This is a genomic window from Oryzihumus leptocrescens, assembly GCF_006716205.1.
Lineage (GTDB): Bacteria > Actinomycetota > Actinomycetes > Actinomycetales > Dermatophilaceae > Oryzihumus > Oryzihumus leptocrescens.
Genome location: NZ_VFOQ01000001.1, coordinates 361927 through 376560 on the forward strand (window position 1 = coordinate 361927; position 14634 = coordinate 376560).

The 14634-nt window shown below is 72.4% G+C and carries 18 protein-coding genes and 1 tRNA gene; 12 read left to right on the forward strand and 7 right to left on the reverse strand.

Annotation, left to right across the window (positions count from 1 at the left end; genetic code table 11):
• Position 1 precedes the first annotated feature (1 nt).
• The gene (locus tag FB474_RS01830) at positions 2-1822 is read left to right on the forward strand and encodes an ABC-F family ATP-binding cassette domain-containing protein (RefSeq protein WP_141787101.1); all 1821 of its coding nucleotides are present in this window, start codon (positions 2-4) and stop codon (positions 1820-1822) included.
• A gap of 35 nt (positions 1823-1857) precedes the next feature.
• On the opposite strand, the gene FB474_RS01835 is transcribed toward FB474_RS01830, so the two are convergent.
• Entirely contained in the window at positions 1858-2415 is a 558-nt protein-coding gene (locus FB474_RS01835; RefSeq protein WP_141787102.1) for a PadR family transcriptional regulator, read from the reverse strand.
• A gap of 35 nt (positions 2416-2450) precedes the next feature.
• Here FB474_RS01835 and FB474_RS01840 point away from each other — a divergent pair, with 35 nt between their 5' ends.
• Positions 2451-3344, forward strand: coding sequence for an alpha/beta hydrolase (locus FB474_RS01840; protein ID WP_141787103.1), 894 nt, complete (start codon positions 2451-2453; stop codon positions 3342-3344).
• A gap of 19 nt (positions 3345-3363) precedes the next feature.
• Here the strand turns inward: FB474_RS01840 and FB474_RS01845 are convergent, their stop codons facing one another.
• Positions 3364-3864: a MarR family winged helix-turn-helix transcriptional regulator gene (locus FB474_RS01845; protein WP_141787104.1), complete on the reverse strand. Its 501-nt coding sequence runs from the start codon at positions 3862-3864 to the stop codon at positions 3364-3366.
• Positions 3865-3937: 73 nt separating this feature from the next.
• Between FB474_RS01845 and FB474_RS01850 the strand changes: the two genes are divergently transcribed.
• Genes FB474_RS01850 through FB474_RS01860 form a run of 3 tightly spaced genes read left to right on the forward strand, consistent with a single transcriptional unit; the run spans position 3938 to position 5813 of the window.
• A complete protein-coding gene (locus tag FB474_RS01850; RefSeq protein ID WP_141787105.1) occupies positions 3938-4747 on the forward strand; it encodes a methyltransferase domain-containing protein in 810 nt (269 codons plus the stop codon).
• A 21-nt stretch (positions 4748-4768) separates the two neighbouring features.
• Positions 4769-5131 (forward strand): VOC family protein, encoded by a 363-nt coding sequence (locus FB474_RS01855; RefSeq protein WP_141787106.1) that lies wholly within the window; start codon positions 4769-4771, stop codon positions 5129-5131.
• A gap of 46 nt (positions 5132-5177) precedes the next feature.
• Entirely contained in the window at positions 5178-5813 is a 636-nt protein-coding gene (locus FB474_RS01860) for a phosphoribosyltransferase (RefSeq protein ID WP_185746000.1), read from the forward strand.
• 2 nt (positions 5814-5815) lie between these two features.
• Here FB474_RS01860 and FB474_RS01865 read toward each other — a convergent pair whose 3' ends face one another.
• Positions 5816-6418, reverse strand: coding sequence for a TetR/AcrR family transcriptional regulator (locus FB474_RS01865; RefSeq protein ID WP_141789746.1), 603 nt, complete (start codon positions 6416-6418; stop codon positions 5816-5818).
• Between the two features lie 110 nt (positions 6419-6528).
• On the opposite strand from FB474_RS01865, the gene FB474_RS01870 reads away from it, so the two are divergent.
• Positions 6529-7371 (forward strand): peptidoglycan recognition protein family protein, encoded by an 843-nt coding sequence (locus FB474_RS01870; RefSeq protein ID WP_141787108.1) that lies wholly within the window; start codon positions 6529-6531, stop codon positions 7369-7371.
• Between the two features lie 23 nt (positions 7372-7394).
• On the opposite strand, the gene FB474_RS01875 is transcribed toward FB474_RS01870, so the two are convergent.
• On the reverse strand, positions 7395-8366 hold the full coding sequence (locus FB474_RS01875; RefSeq protein ID WP_141787109.1) for an acyl-CoA desaturase: 972 nt from the start codon (positions 8364-8366) through the stop codon (positions 7395-7397).
• Between the two features lie 166 nt (positions 8367-8532).
• On the opposite strand from FB474_RS01875, the gene FB474_RS01880 reads away from it, so the two are divergent.
• The 5 genes from FB474_RS01880 to FB474_RS01900 all read left to right on the forward strand — a co-directional run bounded on the left by FB474_RS01880 (position 8533) and on the right by FB474_RS01900 (position 10589).
• A tRNA-Gln gene (locus FB474_RS01880) sits at positions 8533-8611 on the forward strand.
• Between the two features lie 145 nt (positions 8612-8756).
• Positions 8757-9044, forward strand: a complete 288-nt coding sequence (locus tag FB474_RS01885; protein ID WP_141787110.1) for a DUF4287 domain-containing protein — start codon at positions 8757-8759, stop codon at positions 9042-9044.
• 35 nt (positions 9045-9079) lie between these two features.
• Positions 9080-9526, forward strand: coding sequence for a cytidine deaminase (locus FB474_RS01890; RefSeq protein ID WP_141787111.1), 447 nt, complete (start codon positions 9080-9082; stop codon positions 9524-9526).
• 130 nt (positions 9527-9656) lie between these two features.
• On the forward strand, positions 9657-10124 hold the full coding sequence (locus FB474_RS01895) for an ATP-binding protein (protein WP_141787112.1): 468 nt from the start codon (positions 9657-9659) through the stop codon (positions 10122-10124).
• Positions 10125-10196: 72 nt separating this feature from the next.
• Positions 10197-10589, forward strand: coding sequence for a VOC family protein (locus FB474_RS01900; RefSeq protein WP_221632402.1), 393 nt, complete (start codon positions 10197-10199; stop codon positions 10587-10589).
• A 23-nt stretch (positions 10590-10612) separates the two neighbouring features.
• Here FB474_RS01900 and FB474_RS01905 read toward each other — a convergent pair whose 3' ends face one another.
• Both FB474_RS01905 and FB474_RS01910 read right to left on the reverse strand, forming a co-directional pair.
• Positions 10613-11809, reverse strand: coding sequence for an RNA polymerase sigma factor (locus FB474_RS01905; RefSeq protein ID WP_141787113.1), 1197 nt, complete (start codon positions 11807-11809; stop codon positions 10613-10615).
• 65 nt (positions 11810-11874) lie between these two features.
• A complete protein-coding gene (locus FB474_RS01910) occupies positions 11875-12231 on the reverse strand; it encodes a YciI family protein (RefSeq protein WP_141787114.1) in 357 nt (118 codons plus the stop codon).
• Positions 12232-12481: 250 nt separating this feature from the next.
• Here FB474_RS01910 and FB474_RS01915 point away from each other — a divergent pair, with 250 nt between their 5' ends.
• On the forward strand, positions 12482-13891 hold the full coding sequence (locus tag FB474_RS01915) for a cation:proton antiporter (protein WP_141787115.1): 1410 nt from the start codon (positions 12482-12484) through the stop codon (positions 13889-13891).
• On the opposite strand, the gene FB474_RS01920 is transcribed toward FB474_RS01915, so the two are convergent.
• Positions 13888-14535: a LamG-like jellyroll fold domain-containing protein gene (locus FB474_RS01920; RefSeq protein WP_141787116.1), complete on the reverse strand. Its 648-nt coding sequence runs from the start codon at positions 14533-14535 to the stop codon at positions 13888-13890. The two genes, FB474_RS01915 and FB474_RS01920, sit on opposite strands and share 4 nt — an antisense overlap.
• Between the last annotated feature and the right edge of the window lie 99 nt (positions 14536-14634).

Sequence of the window (14634 nt, forward strand, 5' to 3'; positions counted from 1 at the left end):
CGTGGCCAACCTCGTCTCCGTCGAGCGCGCGTCCCTGGCGCTCGGCACCACCCTCGTCCTCGACGTCGTCTCCCTGGGGGTCAACGGCGGCACCCGCATCGGCATCGTGGGCCGCAACGGCGGTGGCAAGTCCACGCTGCTGAAGGTGCTCGCCGGCGTCCAGGGCGTCGACGAGGGCCGGGTCACCCGCACCGGGGACCTCACCGTCGGCATGCTCAGCCAGGTCGACACGCTCGACCCGGCTGCGACCATCCGCCAGGCCGTGCTCGGCGACCGGCCCGAGCACGTGTGGGCGGGCGACCCGCGGATCCGCGACGTGCTCGACGGCCTGCTCGGTGGGGTCGACGCCCGCGACGTGGGCGGCCTCGAGGCCACCGTCGGGCCGCTCTCCGGCGGGGAGCGGCGCCGCCTGGCCCTCGCCGCGCTGCTGGTCGCCGATCCCGACCTGCTGCTGCTCGACGAGCCGACCAACCACCTCGACGTCGAGGGGGTCGCCTGGCTGGCCCAGCACCTGGCCACCCGGCGCACCGGCCCCGGCACCGCCGTCGTCGCGGTCACCCACGACCGGTGGTTCCTCGACGCGGTCGCCACGACCACGTGGGAGGTCGCCGAAGGCCAGGTGCACTCCTACGAAGGTGGCTACGCGGCATACGTGCTGGCCAAGGCGGAGCGCGAGCGGGTGGCCGCGGTGACCGCGGACCGGCGCGCCAACCTGCTGCGCAAGGAGCTCGCGTGGCTGCGCCGCGGGGCGCCGGCGCGCACGAGCAAGCCCAAGTTCCGGATCGAGGCGGCCTCGGCGCTGATCGCCGACGAGCCGCCGCCGCGCGACGACGTGTCGCTGATGCGGTTCGCCACCACGCGGCTGGGCAAGGACGTCATCGACCTGGTCGACGCCACCGTGGCGGTGGACGAACGGGTCCTGCTGGACAAGGTCACCTGGCGCCTCGCGCCCGGTGAGCGCGTGGGCATCGTCGGCGTCAACGGTGCCGGCAAGTCGACCCTGCTGCGGGCCGTCAGCGGTGACGTGCCGCTGGCCGCCGGCAACCGGAAGGTCGGCAAAACCGTGTCTCTGGCGTTCCTGACCCAGGAGGTGCGCGAGCTCGAGCGCTTCGAGGACTGGCGGGTCATCGAGGCGATCGAGGACGTCAAGGCGTTCACCACGCTCGGCGACAAGGAGGTCAGCGCCAGCCAGCTGGCCACGCGGCTCGGGTTCACCGGCAGCCGCCAGCGCACCCGGGTGAGCGACCTGTCCGGTGGGGAGCGGCGCCGGCTGCAGCTGCTGCGGCTGATGATGGCCGAGCCCAACGTGCTGCTGCTGGACGAGCCGACCAACGACCTCGACATCGAGACGCTCACCTCGCTGGAGGACGTGCTCGACGGCTGGGCCGGCACCCTGCTCGTCGTCTCCCACGACCGCTACCTGCTCGAGCGGATGTGCGACCGTCAGGTGGCGCTGCTCGGCGACGGCAAGGTCCGTGACCTGCCCGGTGGGGTGGAGGAGTACCTCGCGCTGCGGCACGCCGCCGAGCAGGCCGCGAACGGCGGCCCCTCAGGTGCGACCGTGCCGGCGCCGGCCTCGGCGAGCGCGTCGGCGGAGGGCCCGTCAGCAGCCGAGGTGCGCGAGGCGCGCAAGGAGATGGCGCGGGTGGAGAAGCAGCTGACCCGCCTCGCCGAGCGCGAGGAGCGGATCCACGCCGACATGGCCGCCCAGGCGACCGACCACCAGGCGGTGCTGGAGCTCAACGCGAAGCTGCGCGAGGTGGTCGACGAGCGGGAGTCGCTCGAGATGGCCTGGCTGGCCGCAGCCGAGGTCGCCGGCTAGTCCCGCCCGCCGCCGCCGGACGGCGCGCGTGCTCGTCAGTCGCGCAGCCGCGCGAGCAGCCAGTCGCACCAGTCGAGGCGGTGCTGCTCGAAGCTGATGCCGGCGCGCAGCGTCGCCCACGCGGCGAACTCGCGCGTGCCCGGGTCCGCCAGCGCCTCGGGGCGCGCCTGCATCTCGCGTTCCTGCGCGGCATACACCTCCAGCCGCGCAGCGTGGTCGGTGCGCGTGGCCTCGACCAGCGCCACCGCCTGCGGACGGTCCAGCAGCCACAGGGAGTAGACCTTGAGCATCAGCGGGTCGCGGTCCGGCGCCCGCTCGGCGGGCTCGGCCACCCAGTCGCGCAGGCGGACGCGGCCCGCGCGGGTGAGCCGGTAGCGCTTGGTCGGCCGCGGTCCGGCGCCCTCGACCACGTCGTGCTCGACGAGGCCGCCGGACTCCAGCCGGGCCAGCTCGGGGTAGACCTGGCTGTGCGCGGCCGTCCAGAACCACCCCACGGGCCGGTGCATGCGCCGGGTCAGGTCGTAGCCGGTCGCGGCCGAGCGGGCGAGGAGGCCCAGCACGGCATAACCCAGGGATGACGTCGACGCGGTCATGGACGCGACCGTAAGGCATATGTAAGGTCCGACATATGACGAGGGGCGGAGCGGCGCGTCGATGGCGCGGTATGGCGGCAGTGGCGGTCCTCGCCATGCTGGCGGTGGGTGCCTGCGCGGCGCCGTCATCCGGAGGTGCGGCGGCCCCGGCGCCGCTCACCTCGACGTCCGCGACGACGACGGGCAGCGGCCCGACGGCGTCGACTCCCAGCCCGTCCGCGACGAGCTCCGGTCACCCCGCCAACCCCGTGGTGGCCCGGTGCGGCCTGCCCAACGCCGCGGCCACGCCGATCCGGATCGGCGGCCCCGCCGGCAACACCCTCACGGGCGCGGTGGTCGGCACCGGTCCCACGGTCGCGGTGTTCGTGCACGAGACCGGCCGGCAGGGCCTGTGCGGCTTCTGGCCGTATGCCGTGTGGCTGGGCGGGCAGGGCGTGAGGTCGGTGCTGCTGGACCTGTGTGGTCACGGGGACTCGCGGTGTGACCTGGGCTCGGAGTTCGCCGGCGACCTCCCGACGCAGGTGGCGATGGCGGTGGCCTGGGTGCGGGCGCACGGCGCGCGTCGGGTGGCGCTCGTGGGTGCCTCGATGGGCGGCACGGCGGTGACCGTGACGGCGCAGCGCGTGCACGCTGACGCGGTGGTCGACCTCTCCGGCCCCGTGGAGTTCCTCGGCATGGACACGGCGAAGGCCCTCCCGCGCCTGACGATGCCGACCCTGGTGGTGGCCGCGGACAACGACCCCGACACCGATGCCGGCCGGTTGCGGGAGCTCGTGGCCGCGGCGCCAGCGCGGCACAAGCGGTTCCTCCCGGTGGGTTCCGGGCACGGGTGGGACACCCTCGCGGCCGGCCCGTTCCCCGGGGACGGTTTCTCCGCGGTGGCCGTGGTGGTCCGCGACTGGGTCCTGGGCCGCTACGGCACGGCGTAGGGCTCAGTGCTCCGAGGGCTCAGCGCTCGAACGGGGCGAGCAGCCGGCGCAGGAAGCCGGCGAGGTCGTCGCGCTCACCCTGCGGCAGCTCGGCGAGCAGCTCCCGCTCGCGCTGGAGCAGGTCGGCCATCGCGGCGTCGACCACGGTGCGCCCTGCGGGGGTCAGCGCCACGATGACCCCACGGCGGTCGGACGGATCGGGGCTGCGCCGGACCAGGCCGCGCCGCTCGAGCCGGTCGACCCGGTTGGTCATCGTGCCGCTGGTGACCAGCGTCTGCTGGACCAGGGAGCCGGGCGAGAGCTGGTAGGGCTCGCCGGCGCGGCGCAGTGCCGAGAGCACGTCGAACTCCCAGCCCTCGAGGTGGTGCTCGGCGAAGGCGGAGCCGCGGGCGAGGTCGAGGTGCCGGGCCAGGCGGGAGACGCGCGAGAGCACGTGCAGCGGCGAGACGTCGAGGTCCGGCCGCTCGCGCGCCCACGCGTCGACGATCCGGTCGACCTCGTCGGCGGGGGTGGCGGACATGCTGGAAAGTCTAGCGGCCGTCAAGTATCTTGATATCAAGAAACTTGATCTCAAGGAGAGCGGAGGAGGGTCCATGACCCCAGCCCGACCGGTGACGTGGGACCCCGCGCAGTACGCCGTGTTCGAGGACCACCGCAGCCGCCCGTTCGCCGACCTCCTGGCCCGCGTGCGCGTGCAGGACCCCCGCCTGGTCGTCGACCTCGGCTGCGGCTCCGGGGCGCTGACCCTCGGCCTGGCCCAGCGCTGGCCGGCCGCGCGGGTGGTCGGCGTCGACACCTCCCCGCAGATGCTCGAGCAGGCGCGCGCCGGCGACCCCGAGGGCCGCGTGGAGTGGGTCGGGGCCGACGTCGCCGACTGGGAACCGCCCACCGGCATCGACCTGCTCGTCACCAACGCCACGCTGCAGTGGGTGCCCGGTCACCTCGAGCTCATCACCCGCTGGGTGGGGGCGCTGGCCCCCGGCGGGTGGTTCGCCATGCAGGTGCCGGGCAACTTCGAGGCACCCTCCCACCGCCTCCTGCGCGAGACCGCCGCCGCGGCGCCGCGCAGCACCGAGCTCCTGGCTGCGTTGCGGCACGGGGCCCCGGTGGCCGAGCCCGCGGCATACACCGCACTGCTGGCCGGGCTGGGCTGTGCGGTCGATGTCTGGGAGACCACCTACCAGCAGGTGCTCGACCCGGCGGGGGAGCAGGACTGCCCGGTGCTGGAGTGGACCAAGGGCACCGCGCTCCGGCCCGTGCTCGACGTGCTCACCGGTGCCCAGGAGCGGGCGGAGTTCCTCCAGGCGTATGCCGACCGGCTGCGTGAGGCGTACCCCCGCCAGGACTTCGGCACCCTCTTCCCGTTCCGCCGCATCTTCGCCGTCGCCCGCACCCGGGCCTGAAAACCCTTGGAGGACAAGGACATGAGCTTCATCGCCGGACTGCACCACGTCCAGGTGTCGTGCCCCGCCGGGTCGGAGGACACGCTGCGCGCCTTCTATGCCGGCGTGCTCGGGATGCAGGAGCTGGCCAAGCCGCCCGCGCTCGCCGCGCGCGGTGGTGCCTGGTTCCGGGCCGGGACCTGCGAGATCCACTGCGGCGTCGAGGAGCCGTTCGTTCCCGCCCGCAAGGCGCACCCGGGCATCGCGGTGACCGACGTCGACGCCCTCGCCGAGCGGGTCGGGGCGGCCGGGGCAGAGGTGCGCTGGGACGACAACCTGCCGGGCGTGCGCCGGTTCCACACCGACGACCCGGTGGGCAATCGGCTGGAGTTCCAGCAGGCCTGACCTTCGGCCCGGTCACGGCAGGGCGCGGCCGGGTCAGACTGGCTGCGTGTTCACGGACCGACGAGAGGCCGGGAAGCGGCTGGCCGTCGAGCTGGCCAAGCGGCACGGCAGCGACGTGGTCGTGCTGGGCCTGCCCCGGGGCGGAGTGCCGGTGGCGGCCGAGGTGGCTGCCGCGCTCGGCGCGCCGCTCGACGTGCTCGTGGTGCGCAAGGTCGGCGTGCCCTGGCAGCCCGAGCTGGCGCTGGCCGCTGTCGGCGAGGGGGGCGCGGTCGCGTTCACCCAGCGCGTGGTCGAGGCCAGCGGGCTGAGTCCGGAGCAGATCCGCCGCCTCGTGGCGGCCGCTGCCGAGCAGGTCGAGCAGGTCACCGCCGAGCTGCGCGGGGACGCCCCTGCGCTGGACGTGAAGGGCCGCACGGTGGTCGTCGTGGATGACGGCGTGGCCACTGGTGCGACCGCCCGCGCGGCGGCAGCGGTGCTGCGGCATCGCGGTGCGGGGCACGTGCTCCTGGCGGTGCCGGTCGCCTCACCGGAGGTCGTGCCGCTGCTGGAGCACGACTACGACGAGCTGGTCGTGCTGGAGGAGCCGGCCCGCCTGCACAGCGTGGGGGAGTGGTACCGCCGCTTCGGGCAGGTGAGCACCACCGAGGCGCGCGACCTGCTGGTCGCCTCGCGGACCGGGTGACCTCAGCCCTTCAGCGCGCGCAGCGAGGGCTTGGCCTCGAGCCCGGCCAGGCCGTTCCATGCGAGGTTGACCAGGTGCGCGGCCACGTCGGCCTTCTTGAACTTGCGCGAGTCCAGCCACCACTGGCCGGTGAGCGCGACCATGCCGACGAGCATCTGGGCGTAGATCGGGGCGGTCTTGGGGTCGAGCTTCTGGCGCTTGAACTCGGCGGCGAGAATGTGCTCGACCTGCGAGGCCACGTCGCTGATGAGGCTGGCGAAGGAGCCGGTCGACTGCCCGGCGGGGGAGTCCCGCACGAGGATGCGGAAGCCGTCGGTCGAGCCCTCGATGTAGTCCAGCAGCGCCAGGGCTGCCTGTTCGAGCAGGGCCCGGGAGCTCCCCCTGGTAGTCAGGGCGCCGGTGATGCCGTCGAGCAGGGTGCGGATCTCGCGGTCGACGACGACCGCGTAGAGCCCTTCCTTCCCCCCGAAGTGCTCGTAGACAACCGGCTTGGACACCCCCGCCTTGGCGGCGATCTCCTCCACGGTGGTCCCCTCGAACCCCTTGTCGGCAAACAGCTTCCGGCCGATCTCGATCAGCTGCTCACGGCGCTGCTTGCCGGTCATCCGCGATCGCGCGGCGGCAGGGGTGTCGGGCTTGTCCCGGGGAGAGGTCACCGGCCCATCATGCCTGCCGGCGCGGCCGGCTGCGGCCGCCCGGGCTACCGTGTCACCTTGTGACGTCACGTGCTCGGCTCCTTCGCAGCCTCAGCGGCGCCGGCTTCGCGCTGGCTCTGGTGGGTGGTTCAGTGCTGCTCGGCGCGTGCGGTCCGCGGCAGGCCGCGACCAGCGGTATGCCGTCCACGCCGTCCTCGTCGACGGTGAGAAGCGCGACGCCGGCCACCACGACGGCCGCCGCATCGCCGCGGCCGAGCACCATGCAGTCGGCCAGCCGCGCGTCAGCGCGGGCCACGACGACCCCGACCCGGAGCAGCGGCAGTGCCGCGCGGGTGCCGGTCGTCGCGGCATACATCCCGTTCTCCACTCAGCGGAAGGCCGAGACCGCGAGCTACGCGAAGCGGCACTACGGGGTGGCCAGCTGGCACCTGCGGCCCTCGATGGTCGTGCTGCACTTCACCGAGACCACCACGATGTCCTCGGCGCGCAACACCTTCGCCCAGGACGTGCCCAACACCGGTGAGCTGCCGGGCACCTGCGCGCACTTCATCGTCGACCAGGACGGCCGGGTCTACGCGATCGTGCCGGTGACGGTGCTGTGCCGGCACACGATCGGCTTGAACGACAAGGCGATCGGCATCGAGATGGTGCAGTCGACCTCGGGCAACAGCGCGCACTGGGCCGACCAGCAGATCCTGGCGCGGCGCGCGCAGATCACCTCGGTGCTGCGCCTGGTGCACCAGCTGCAGGCGCAGTGGGGCATCCCGACCTCGCGGGTGATCGGCCACGCCATGGCCAACGACGATCCGGCGTTCCACGACCTGCGCGGGTGGCACAACGACCACTCCGACTGGCAGGCCGCGGACGTCATGGAGGTGCGCCGCCGGCTCGCGGCGATGTAGCCGCGGAGCCGGCGCCGCCGGGGTCACGCCGCCACGCGGCGCGCGTCGAGCCGGGACTGCTTGGGCCAGCGCACGTCCCACGCCTGGCCGGTCTTCTCGAACAGCCAGATGATGCGGGCGCTGGAGTCGATCTGGCCCTTCTCGACGCCGTGGCGGGCACACGTGGGGTCGGCGTGGTGCAGGTTGTGCCACGACTCGCCCATGGACAGCAGGGCCAGCCACCACACGTTGCCGGACTTGTCGCGCGAGACGAAGGGGCGCTCGCCGATGGCGTGGCAGATCGAGTTGATCGACCAGGTCACGTGGTGCAGCAGGCCGACCCGCACCAGGGAGGCCCAGAAGAACGCGGTGACCGCGCCCTGCCAGGACATGGACAGCAGGCCGCCGAGAAGCGCCGGCAGCAGCATCGAGACGACGACCAGCGCGGGGAACGCACGCTCGACGCGCTGCATGTCCTTGTCGGCCATGAGGTCCGGGGCGTACTTGCTGCGCGGCGTCTGCTCGGTGTCGAACAGCCAGCCCATGTGGGCCCACCACAGGCCCTTGATGAGCGCGGGGACCGTCTCGCCGTAGCGCCACGGGGAGTGCGGGTCGCCCTCGCGGTCGGAGAACGCATGGTGGCGACGGTGGTCGGCCACCCAGCGGATGACGGGGCCCTCGATGGCCAGCGAGCCGGCGACGGCGAGGGTCACCCGCAGCCAGCGCCGGGCCTTGAACGAGCCGTGCGTGAAGTAGCGGTGGAAACCGACGGTGATCCCGTGGCCGGCGATCGCGTACATCACGAACGCGAGGACCAGGTCTCGCCAGCCCAGGCCCCAGCCCCAGGCGATGGGGACGGCGGCCAGCAGGGCCAGGAACGGGACGACGATGAAGAAGCCCAGGGCGATCTGCTCGCCGGTGCCCTTGTGCTCGAAGGGTGGGGTGCTCTGGGTGGTTCCTTGGGTGGCGGCGGGCGGATCCGTGAGCCGCGTGGGCTCGGGGGCGAACGTGGTCATGGCACGGGGCCTTCCGTCGAGAACAACTTACGCCAACGTAACCTACGTTTGCGTAGGTTGGCTAGCCATGCGGCCGGGCGGTGGGGCTCCGGTCGGGGGTGGTCGTGCGCGATTCCTCCCGTATGCCGGGTGGCCGCTACCCTGAGCGCGTCCTCTTCAGGGACGTTCCCCGGTTGGTCTGCTGGCAGGGCCCGCCTGACTTTGAATCAGGACAAGCGACGTAGGTTCGATTCCTACCCGGGGAGCACAAAACCGCAGGTCAGCGGGTGGCCTCCCGTCGGTGCCATGCCTTACGTTCCACCCACGAGCCTCGGGACCGGCCGATCGGGGTCGGGTCGGCCCGGCGCTCTCCCACGTGCCAAACGTTCCGAGGGGAGAACGCACACACCCATGTCCTTCCAGGCGTATCTCGACAACATCGAGGCCAAGACCGGCCTCACCCCGCGTCAGTTCATCGAGCTGGCGCAGCAGCGCGGCTACGACGACCCCGCGACCAAGGCCGGTGTGGTCGTCGCCTGGCTCAAGGAGGACTACGGCCTCGGCCATGGTCACGCGATGGCACTGGTCCACGTGATCAAGAAGGGTCCGCAGATCGACGCCAAGCACGTCGGCTCGACGGGTTCCCACCGCGACGAGTCCGACACCCTCTGGCTCGACGGCAAGGCCGCCCGCCCCTAGCCCCGCACCGGAACCAGACCAGGGAGTCGCCCAACGTGGACGTGGACCAACGACTGCTGGATGCCGCGGTCGACCAGATGGAACGCCGCTGGCCGGCCGGTGAGCAGGCAGGCGCCGCCGCGGTGTACCTCTCCGACGGCTCGATCCTGACCAGCGTCTGCCTCGACAACATCAACCCCGGCGTCGTGCTCTGCCATGAGGTGGGCGCCCTGTGCCAGGCGTACACACAGAACGCCATCGTCGTGGCCTCCGGCTGCGCGGGCCGCGACGAGGGAAGCGCGCAGCTCCACGTGTACGCCCCGTGCGGCGTCTGCCAGGAACGGCTGGCGCTCTGGGTGCCGGACGTCCAGGTCGGCGTGTCCGACCCTGCCAGCGCGTCCGGCTGGAGCAGCCGCAGCCTTCGTGACGTGAACCCCCACTACTGGGCAGCGCGGTTCGGCTCCGACGGTGGCTGGCCGTCGTTGACGCAACACACGTCCTAGCCGCCGCACAGGGCTCGGCGTCGCCGACGGGCGTACTGTTGAAGGTAGTCAGAGTCCGGTCAGGGAACGGCCACCGCGTCGCGGTGGCTCACGGCGGGGCCGACGCAGAACCCACCTACGGCGCTGCACCATGACCACCGACACGTCACCACCGTCCCTTGAACGCATCTGGCCCCCGGAGCCGGTCTCCGTCTCGCACACCCGGCGGTTCCTGCGGGAGGCGCTCGACCTGTGGAGCCTCCAGTCCGTCGGCGACGCCGCCGCGGTCGTTCTCAGCGAGCTGGCCACCAACGCGGTCCTCCACGCCCGCACCGACTTCATCGTCCGGCTCTCGCAACCGGGGAAGCACACGCTGCACCTCAGCGTCACGGATGGTTCGACACGCCTGCCTCGATGGACGAAGGACCTCCACGGTCCCGGTGGTCGTGGCCTGCGCCTCATCGACGCCCTGAGCGCCGAATGGGGAGCGGTGCTCAACGGTGTGGAGGGCAAGACCGTCTGGGCCCTGGTCAGCCCTGACGTGGTCGAGGACGTCATCGCGTCGGGGCAGGCCGACGCTCAGCCCGCCGCGGCAGAACCGGCCCGACGCGCGGAGTAGGCCGCCCGCTCGCGACCTCGCCCGGCTGCCGCGACTCCGGTGCGCGGCTGCCGTAGGGTGCCGACCCGTGACATGTCGAAGGGGGACAGCTTGGTGATCGGCAACCTGCAGTGTGTGGTCCTCGACTGTCCGGACGCGACCGGGCTCGCCCGGTTCTACCGGGAGCTGCTGGGCGGTGAGGTCAACCGCCCGGACCGGCGCTGGGCGGTGAACGACGACTTCGCCACGCTCCACACGGGTGCCGGTCTGGTGCTCGCCTTCCAGCGGGTGGCCGACCACCGGCCGGCGCGCTGGCCCGACGGCGAGCACCCGCAGCAGGTCCACCTCGACCTCGACGTCCCGGACCTCGACCGGGCCCAGGAACAGGCCCTCGGCCTCGGGGCCACGCTGCTGCACGTGGACCCGCGCGGGTGGCGGGTCCTCGCGGACCCGGCCGGCCACCCGTTCTGCCTGCTGCGCGGCTGACCTTTCGGGCGCCCGCGCGAGGGTCAGGCTCCCTGGCCCGCGCGCTCGGCCAGGAAGGCCCGCTCGGCGTCGTTGCGGGTCAGGTCGAGCGCCCGCCGGTATGCCGCGGCCGCCTCCTCGCGGCGCCCCTGACGGGCAAGCAGGTCGGCCTTGATGGCATGGAGGTACTGGTAGGACTCCAGCGCGCCGGTGCCTTCCAGGCCTTCGACCTCGGCGAGGGCCTGCGCCGGTCCCGAGACCTCCGCCACCGCCACGGCGCGGTTCAGCGCCACCACGGGGGACGGCCAGACCGCAACGAGCTGGTCGTACAGGCGGACGATCTGGGGCCAGTCGGTCTCCTCGAAGGTGGCCGCCTCGGCATACAAGGAGGCGATGGCTGCCTGCAGGAGGTAGCGACCGGGCGGCCCGGCGCGCAGTCCCGCGACGATGAGGTCGTGTGCCTCGGCGACCGCCTTCCGGTCCCACCGTGACCGGTCCTGCTCCGCGAGGCGCACCAGCCGTCCCTGGTCGTCGACCCGGGTGCTCCGTCGTGCGTCGGTGACGAGCAGCAGGGCGAGCAGGCCGCGGACCTCACGCTCGTCGGGCATCAGCTGGTGAAGCATGCGGGCCAGGTGCACCGCCTGCTCCACGAGGTCCGTGCGCACCAGGGAGGCGCCCGACGGCGCGGTGTGGCCCATGGTGAACAGCAGGTGGATCACCCCGAGCGCCCCGCGCAGCCGGTCGGGGAGCTCGGCGTGGGACGGCATGCGGTAGGAGATACGGGCGGTCGAGATCTTCTTCTTCGCTCGGGTCAGTCGTGCGCTCATGGTGGTCTCGGACACGAGGAGCGACCGGGCGATGTCCGCGGTGGGGATCCCACACACCAGCCTCAGGGTCAGCGCGAGCTGGGCCTCCTGGGCCAGTGCAGGGTGGCAGCACAGGAAGACCAGTCGCAGCCGCTCGTCGGTGATGTGGTCGGCGGTCTGGTCCACCCACGCCCCGGCCGCGTCCCCCACCTCGTGCGCCTCGGGTTCCACCAGCAGGGGCAGCTTGCAGCGCAGGACCTGCTCGCGCCGGCTTGCGTCGATGGCGCGGCGTTTCGCCGCGGTGGTCAGCCAGCCCAGGGGACTGGTCGGGATGCCGTCCCGGGGCCAGGCCGCCAGGGCCGAGGCGTACGCCTCCTGGACGCACTCCTCCGCCAGGTCGAGGTCGCGCGCGACGCGCACCGTCGAGGCGAGCACGATGGCCCAACCCCGACGGTGCGCGTCAGCGACTGCCGCAGCCACGACAGCGGGCGAGAGGTCACTCACCTCGCGGCCGGCTCCCGCACGAAGCTGCCGGCGACGGGACGGACCTCGACGCCACCGCCGTACCGGGCGACCGGGTTGCGGCCGGCGATCCTCAAGGCCTCATCCAGGTCCGGCGCCTCGATGATGTAGAAGCCGGCCACCACCTCCTTCCCCTCCAGGAACGGCCCGTCCGTCACCGCGTCGCCGCGGATCGACGTGGCGGTGGCGATCGACTCCAGCGCGAAGGCGGCCGTCATGCAGCCCGCCTCCTCCAGCTCCCGGGCGTGACGCTCGTGCAGCTCGAGCTCCTCCCGTGATGCGTTCTCTCCGTGGGCGGCGTCCGCCGCGTAGATCAGGACGGCGTACTGAGCCATGGTCTTTCTCCTTCTCGGTCAACGTGAGCCTGACACCCCTATGTCGAACAGGCACCGCGATTTCGACAACGGGTGCGGCCAGCGCACGCCGCGGGTCCTCCACCAGATGCCCGAGGTACGGCTCGCGCATCCGGGCGAGGGCGCTGCGGGGCGGGGAGCCCCCGGCGCTACGACTGGTGGACGAGGGCCGCACTGCCGGACGGCCCTCTAATCGAAGGAACATCGGACGGGTCTGCGAACGGGGAACAGCATGGCGCTCGGCACGGCGGACGTCGCCCACATCCTGCTTGCCCTCGTCGTCATCCTGGTCGCCGCGCACGGCGTCGGGGAGCTCTTCGCCCGGCTGCGCCAGCCCCGCGTCATCGGCGAGATCGTCGGCGGGCTCCTGCTCGGCCCGACGGTCCTCGGCGCGCTGGCCCCCGCCGCGCAGCGCTGGCTCTTCCCGGCACACGGGACGACCGCGACCGTCCTGGGCTCGACCTACCAGCTCGGGCTGCTGCTGCTGATGTACTGCTCCGGCATCGAGGTGCGTTCGTCGGTGCGGCGCCGCGAGGGCCGCACGGTGGCCTGGATCCTCGGCGCCGGCACCGTCATCCCGTTCCTGGCGGGGCTGGCCGTGCTGCCGTTCATCGCCGAGCGCACGTTCTACGGCCCGTCGGGAAACCACACGTCGTTCCTGCTCGTCTTCGGCATCGCCATGGCGGTCACCAGCATCCCGGTCATCTCCCGCATCATGTTCGACCTCGGGATCCTGGGAACGCCGTTCTCGCGCATCGTGATCGGCGCGGCCGTGGTCGAGGACGTGCTGCTCTACATCGTGCTCGCCGTGGCGCTCGGTGCCGCCGCCGAGCCCTCCAGTGCGCTGTTCGGGCTGCCCGGTGCCATCGGTGTCGTCCCCGGCTCGTCGTGGGACTTCGCCTACCACTCGGCCGCCACGGTCGGCGTGCTCGGCCTGAGCCTGCTCGTCGGCCGCCCGCTCTACCGGGCCACCGCGGCCTCCCGGGTCAACCTGGTCCGCCGGCGCAGCCCCGTGGCGTTCCAGCTCGTCTTCCTCCTGCTGGCCTGCCTGCTGTGCGTCTTCCTCGGGATCCAGCCGTTCTTCGGTGCCTTCGTCGCCGGGATCATCGTCGGCTCGGCCACCACCGCGCCGAACCCGGCGGAGGAGGGTGCCACCGTCGCGATCAAGGACTTCGCGTTCGCGTTCTTCGTCCCGGTCTACTTCGCGGTCGTGGGCCTGCAGCTGGACCTGCTGCACAGCTTCAACCCGTTGTTCTTCCTGGCCTACCTGGCCTTCGCCTGCGCGGTGAAGGCGGTCAGCGTGTATGCCGGCGCCCGCTTCGGGGGCCAGCCCCCCTCTGCAGCGGTCAACCTCGCGGTGGCCATGAACGCCCGCGGTGGGCCGGGGATCGTGCTCGCCTCGGTCGTCTTCGGCGCCGGCATCATCAACCAGTCCTTCTACGCCGTGCTCGTGCTGCTGGCCATCGTCACCTCGCTGCTGGCCGGCAGCTGGCTCGAGCGCGTGCCCCGCGAGCGGCTGCTCGGCGCCCACGACGACCAGCCGACCCGGTCGCGAGCCGGGCGTGCCACCGGCCGGCAGCCACACGGCATACCGGCCGGCGAAGGTGGGCCCGCGGCCCACCGTGACCCTGCGGGCGACTAGCCCAGGTCGATGCGGGCCCAGTCGAGCTGGCCCTTGAACCAGTCGCCACCGTTCTTGGACCCGATGTAGATCGGCTCCTTGGTCAGGGTGATGTTGCCGACCTTCACCGACTTCGAGCTGACCTGGTTGCCGTCGACGACCAGGGTGACGGCGTTGTCGGTCTTCGTGCACTCCAGGGTGTGCCACGCGTCGTCGTCGAGGTTCGGGCCCGCCACGAGGTTGGCCTTGGTGATGCTGCCGTTGAAGAAGCACAGGGCCTGGGCGATCTTGCGCTGCTTGCGGGCCACGACCTCCAGCCGGAACGTCCCACCGGGCGTGGCGCGGACGATGTCGTAGTCGCCCACGTCGGTGCCGGGGACGTCGTCGATCTTCAGCCGCGCCGAGACCGTGACGGGCCTGCTGCCGATGGGCACCTTGGTGGCGCCCTTGACGACCACCTGGCCCGACTTGCCGTCGAAGGTCAGCACCTCGCCGTCCGAGGTGACGCCTCCCTTGACCGTCCCGTCGAGGTCGTTGGGCCCGCTGTCGGACACCGTCGACGACGACGAGTCGTTCATCTCCCAGTCCGCGAACGTGGTGGTGCCCCCGTCGCCGGCGGCGGGAGCCAGGGCAGCCGTGAGGGCAAGGGCAAACGCTGAATGCATGTGGCTCTCCTTCAGGTGGGACGCCGGACGCGTCTCCGGCCTACCTGACCCTGACCCCGTTCCCCCTCCTGGGCTCGCGGCCGAGCGGGTCGGCCCCCA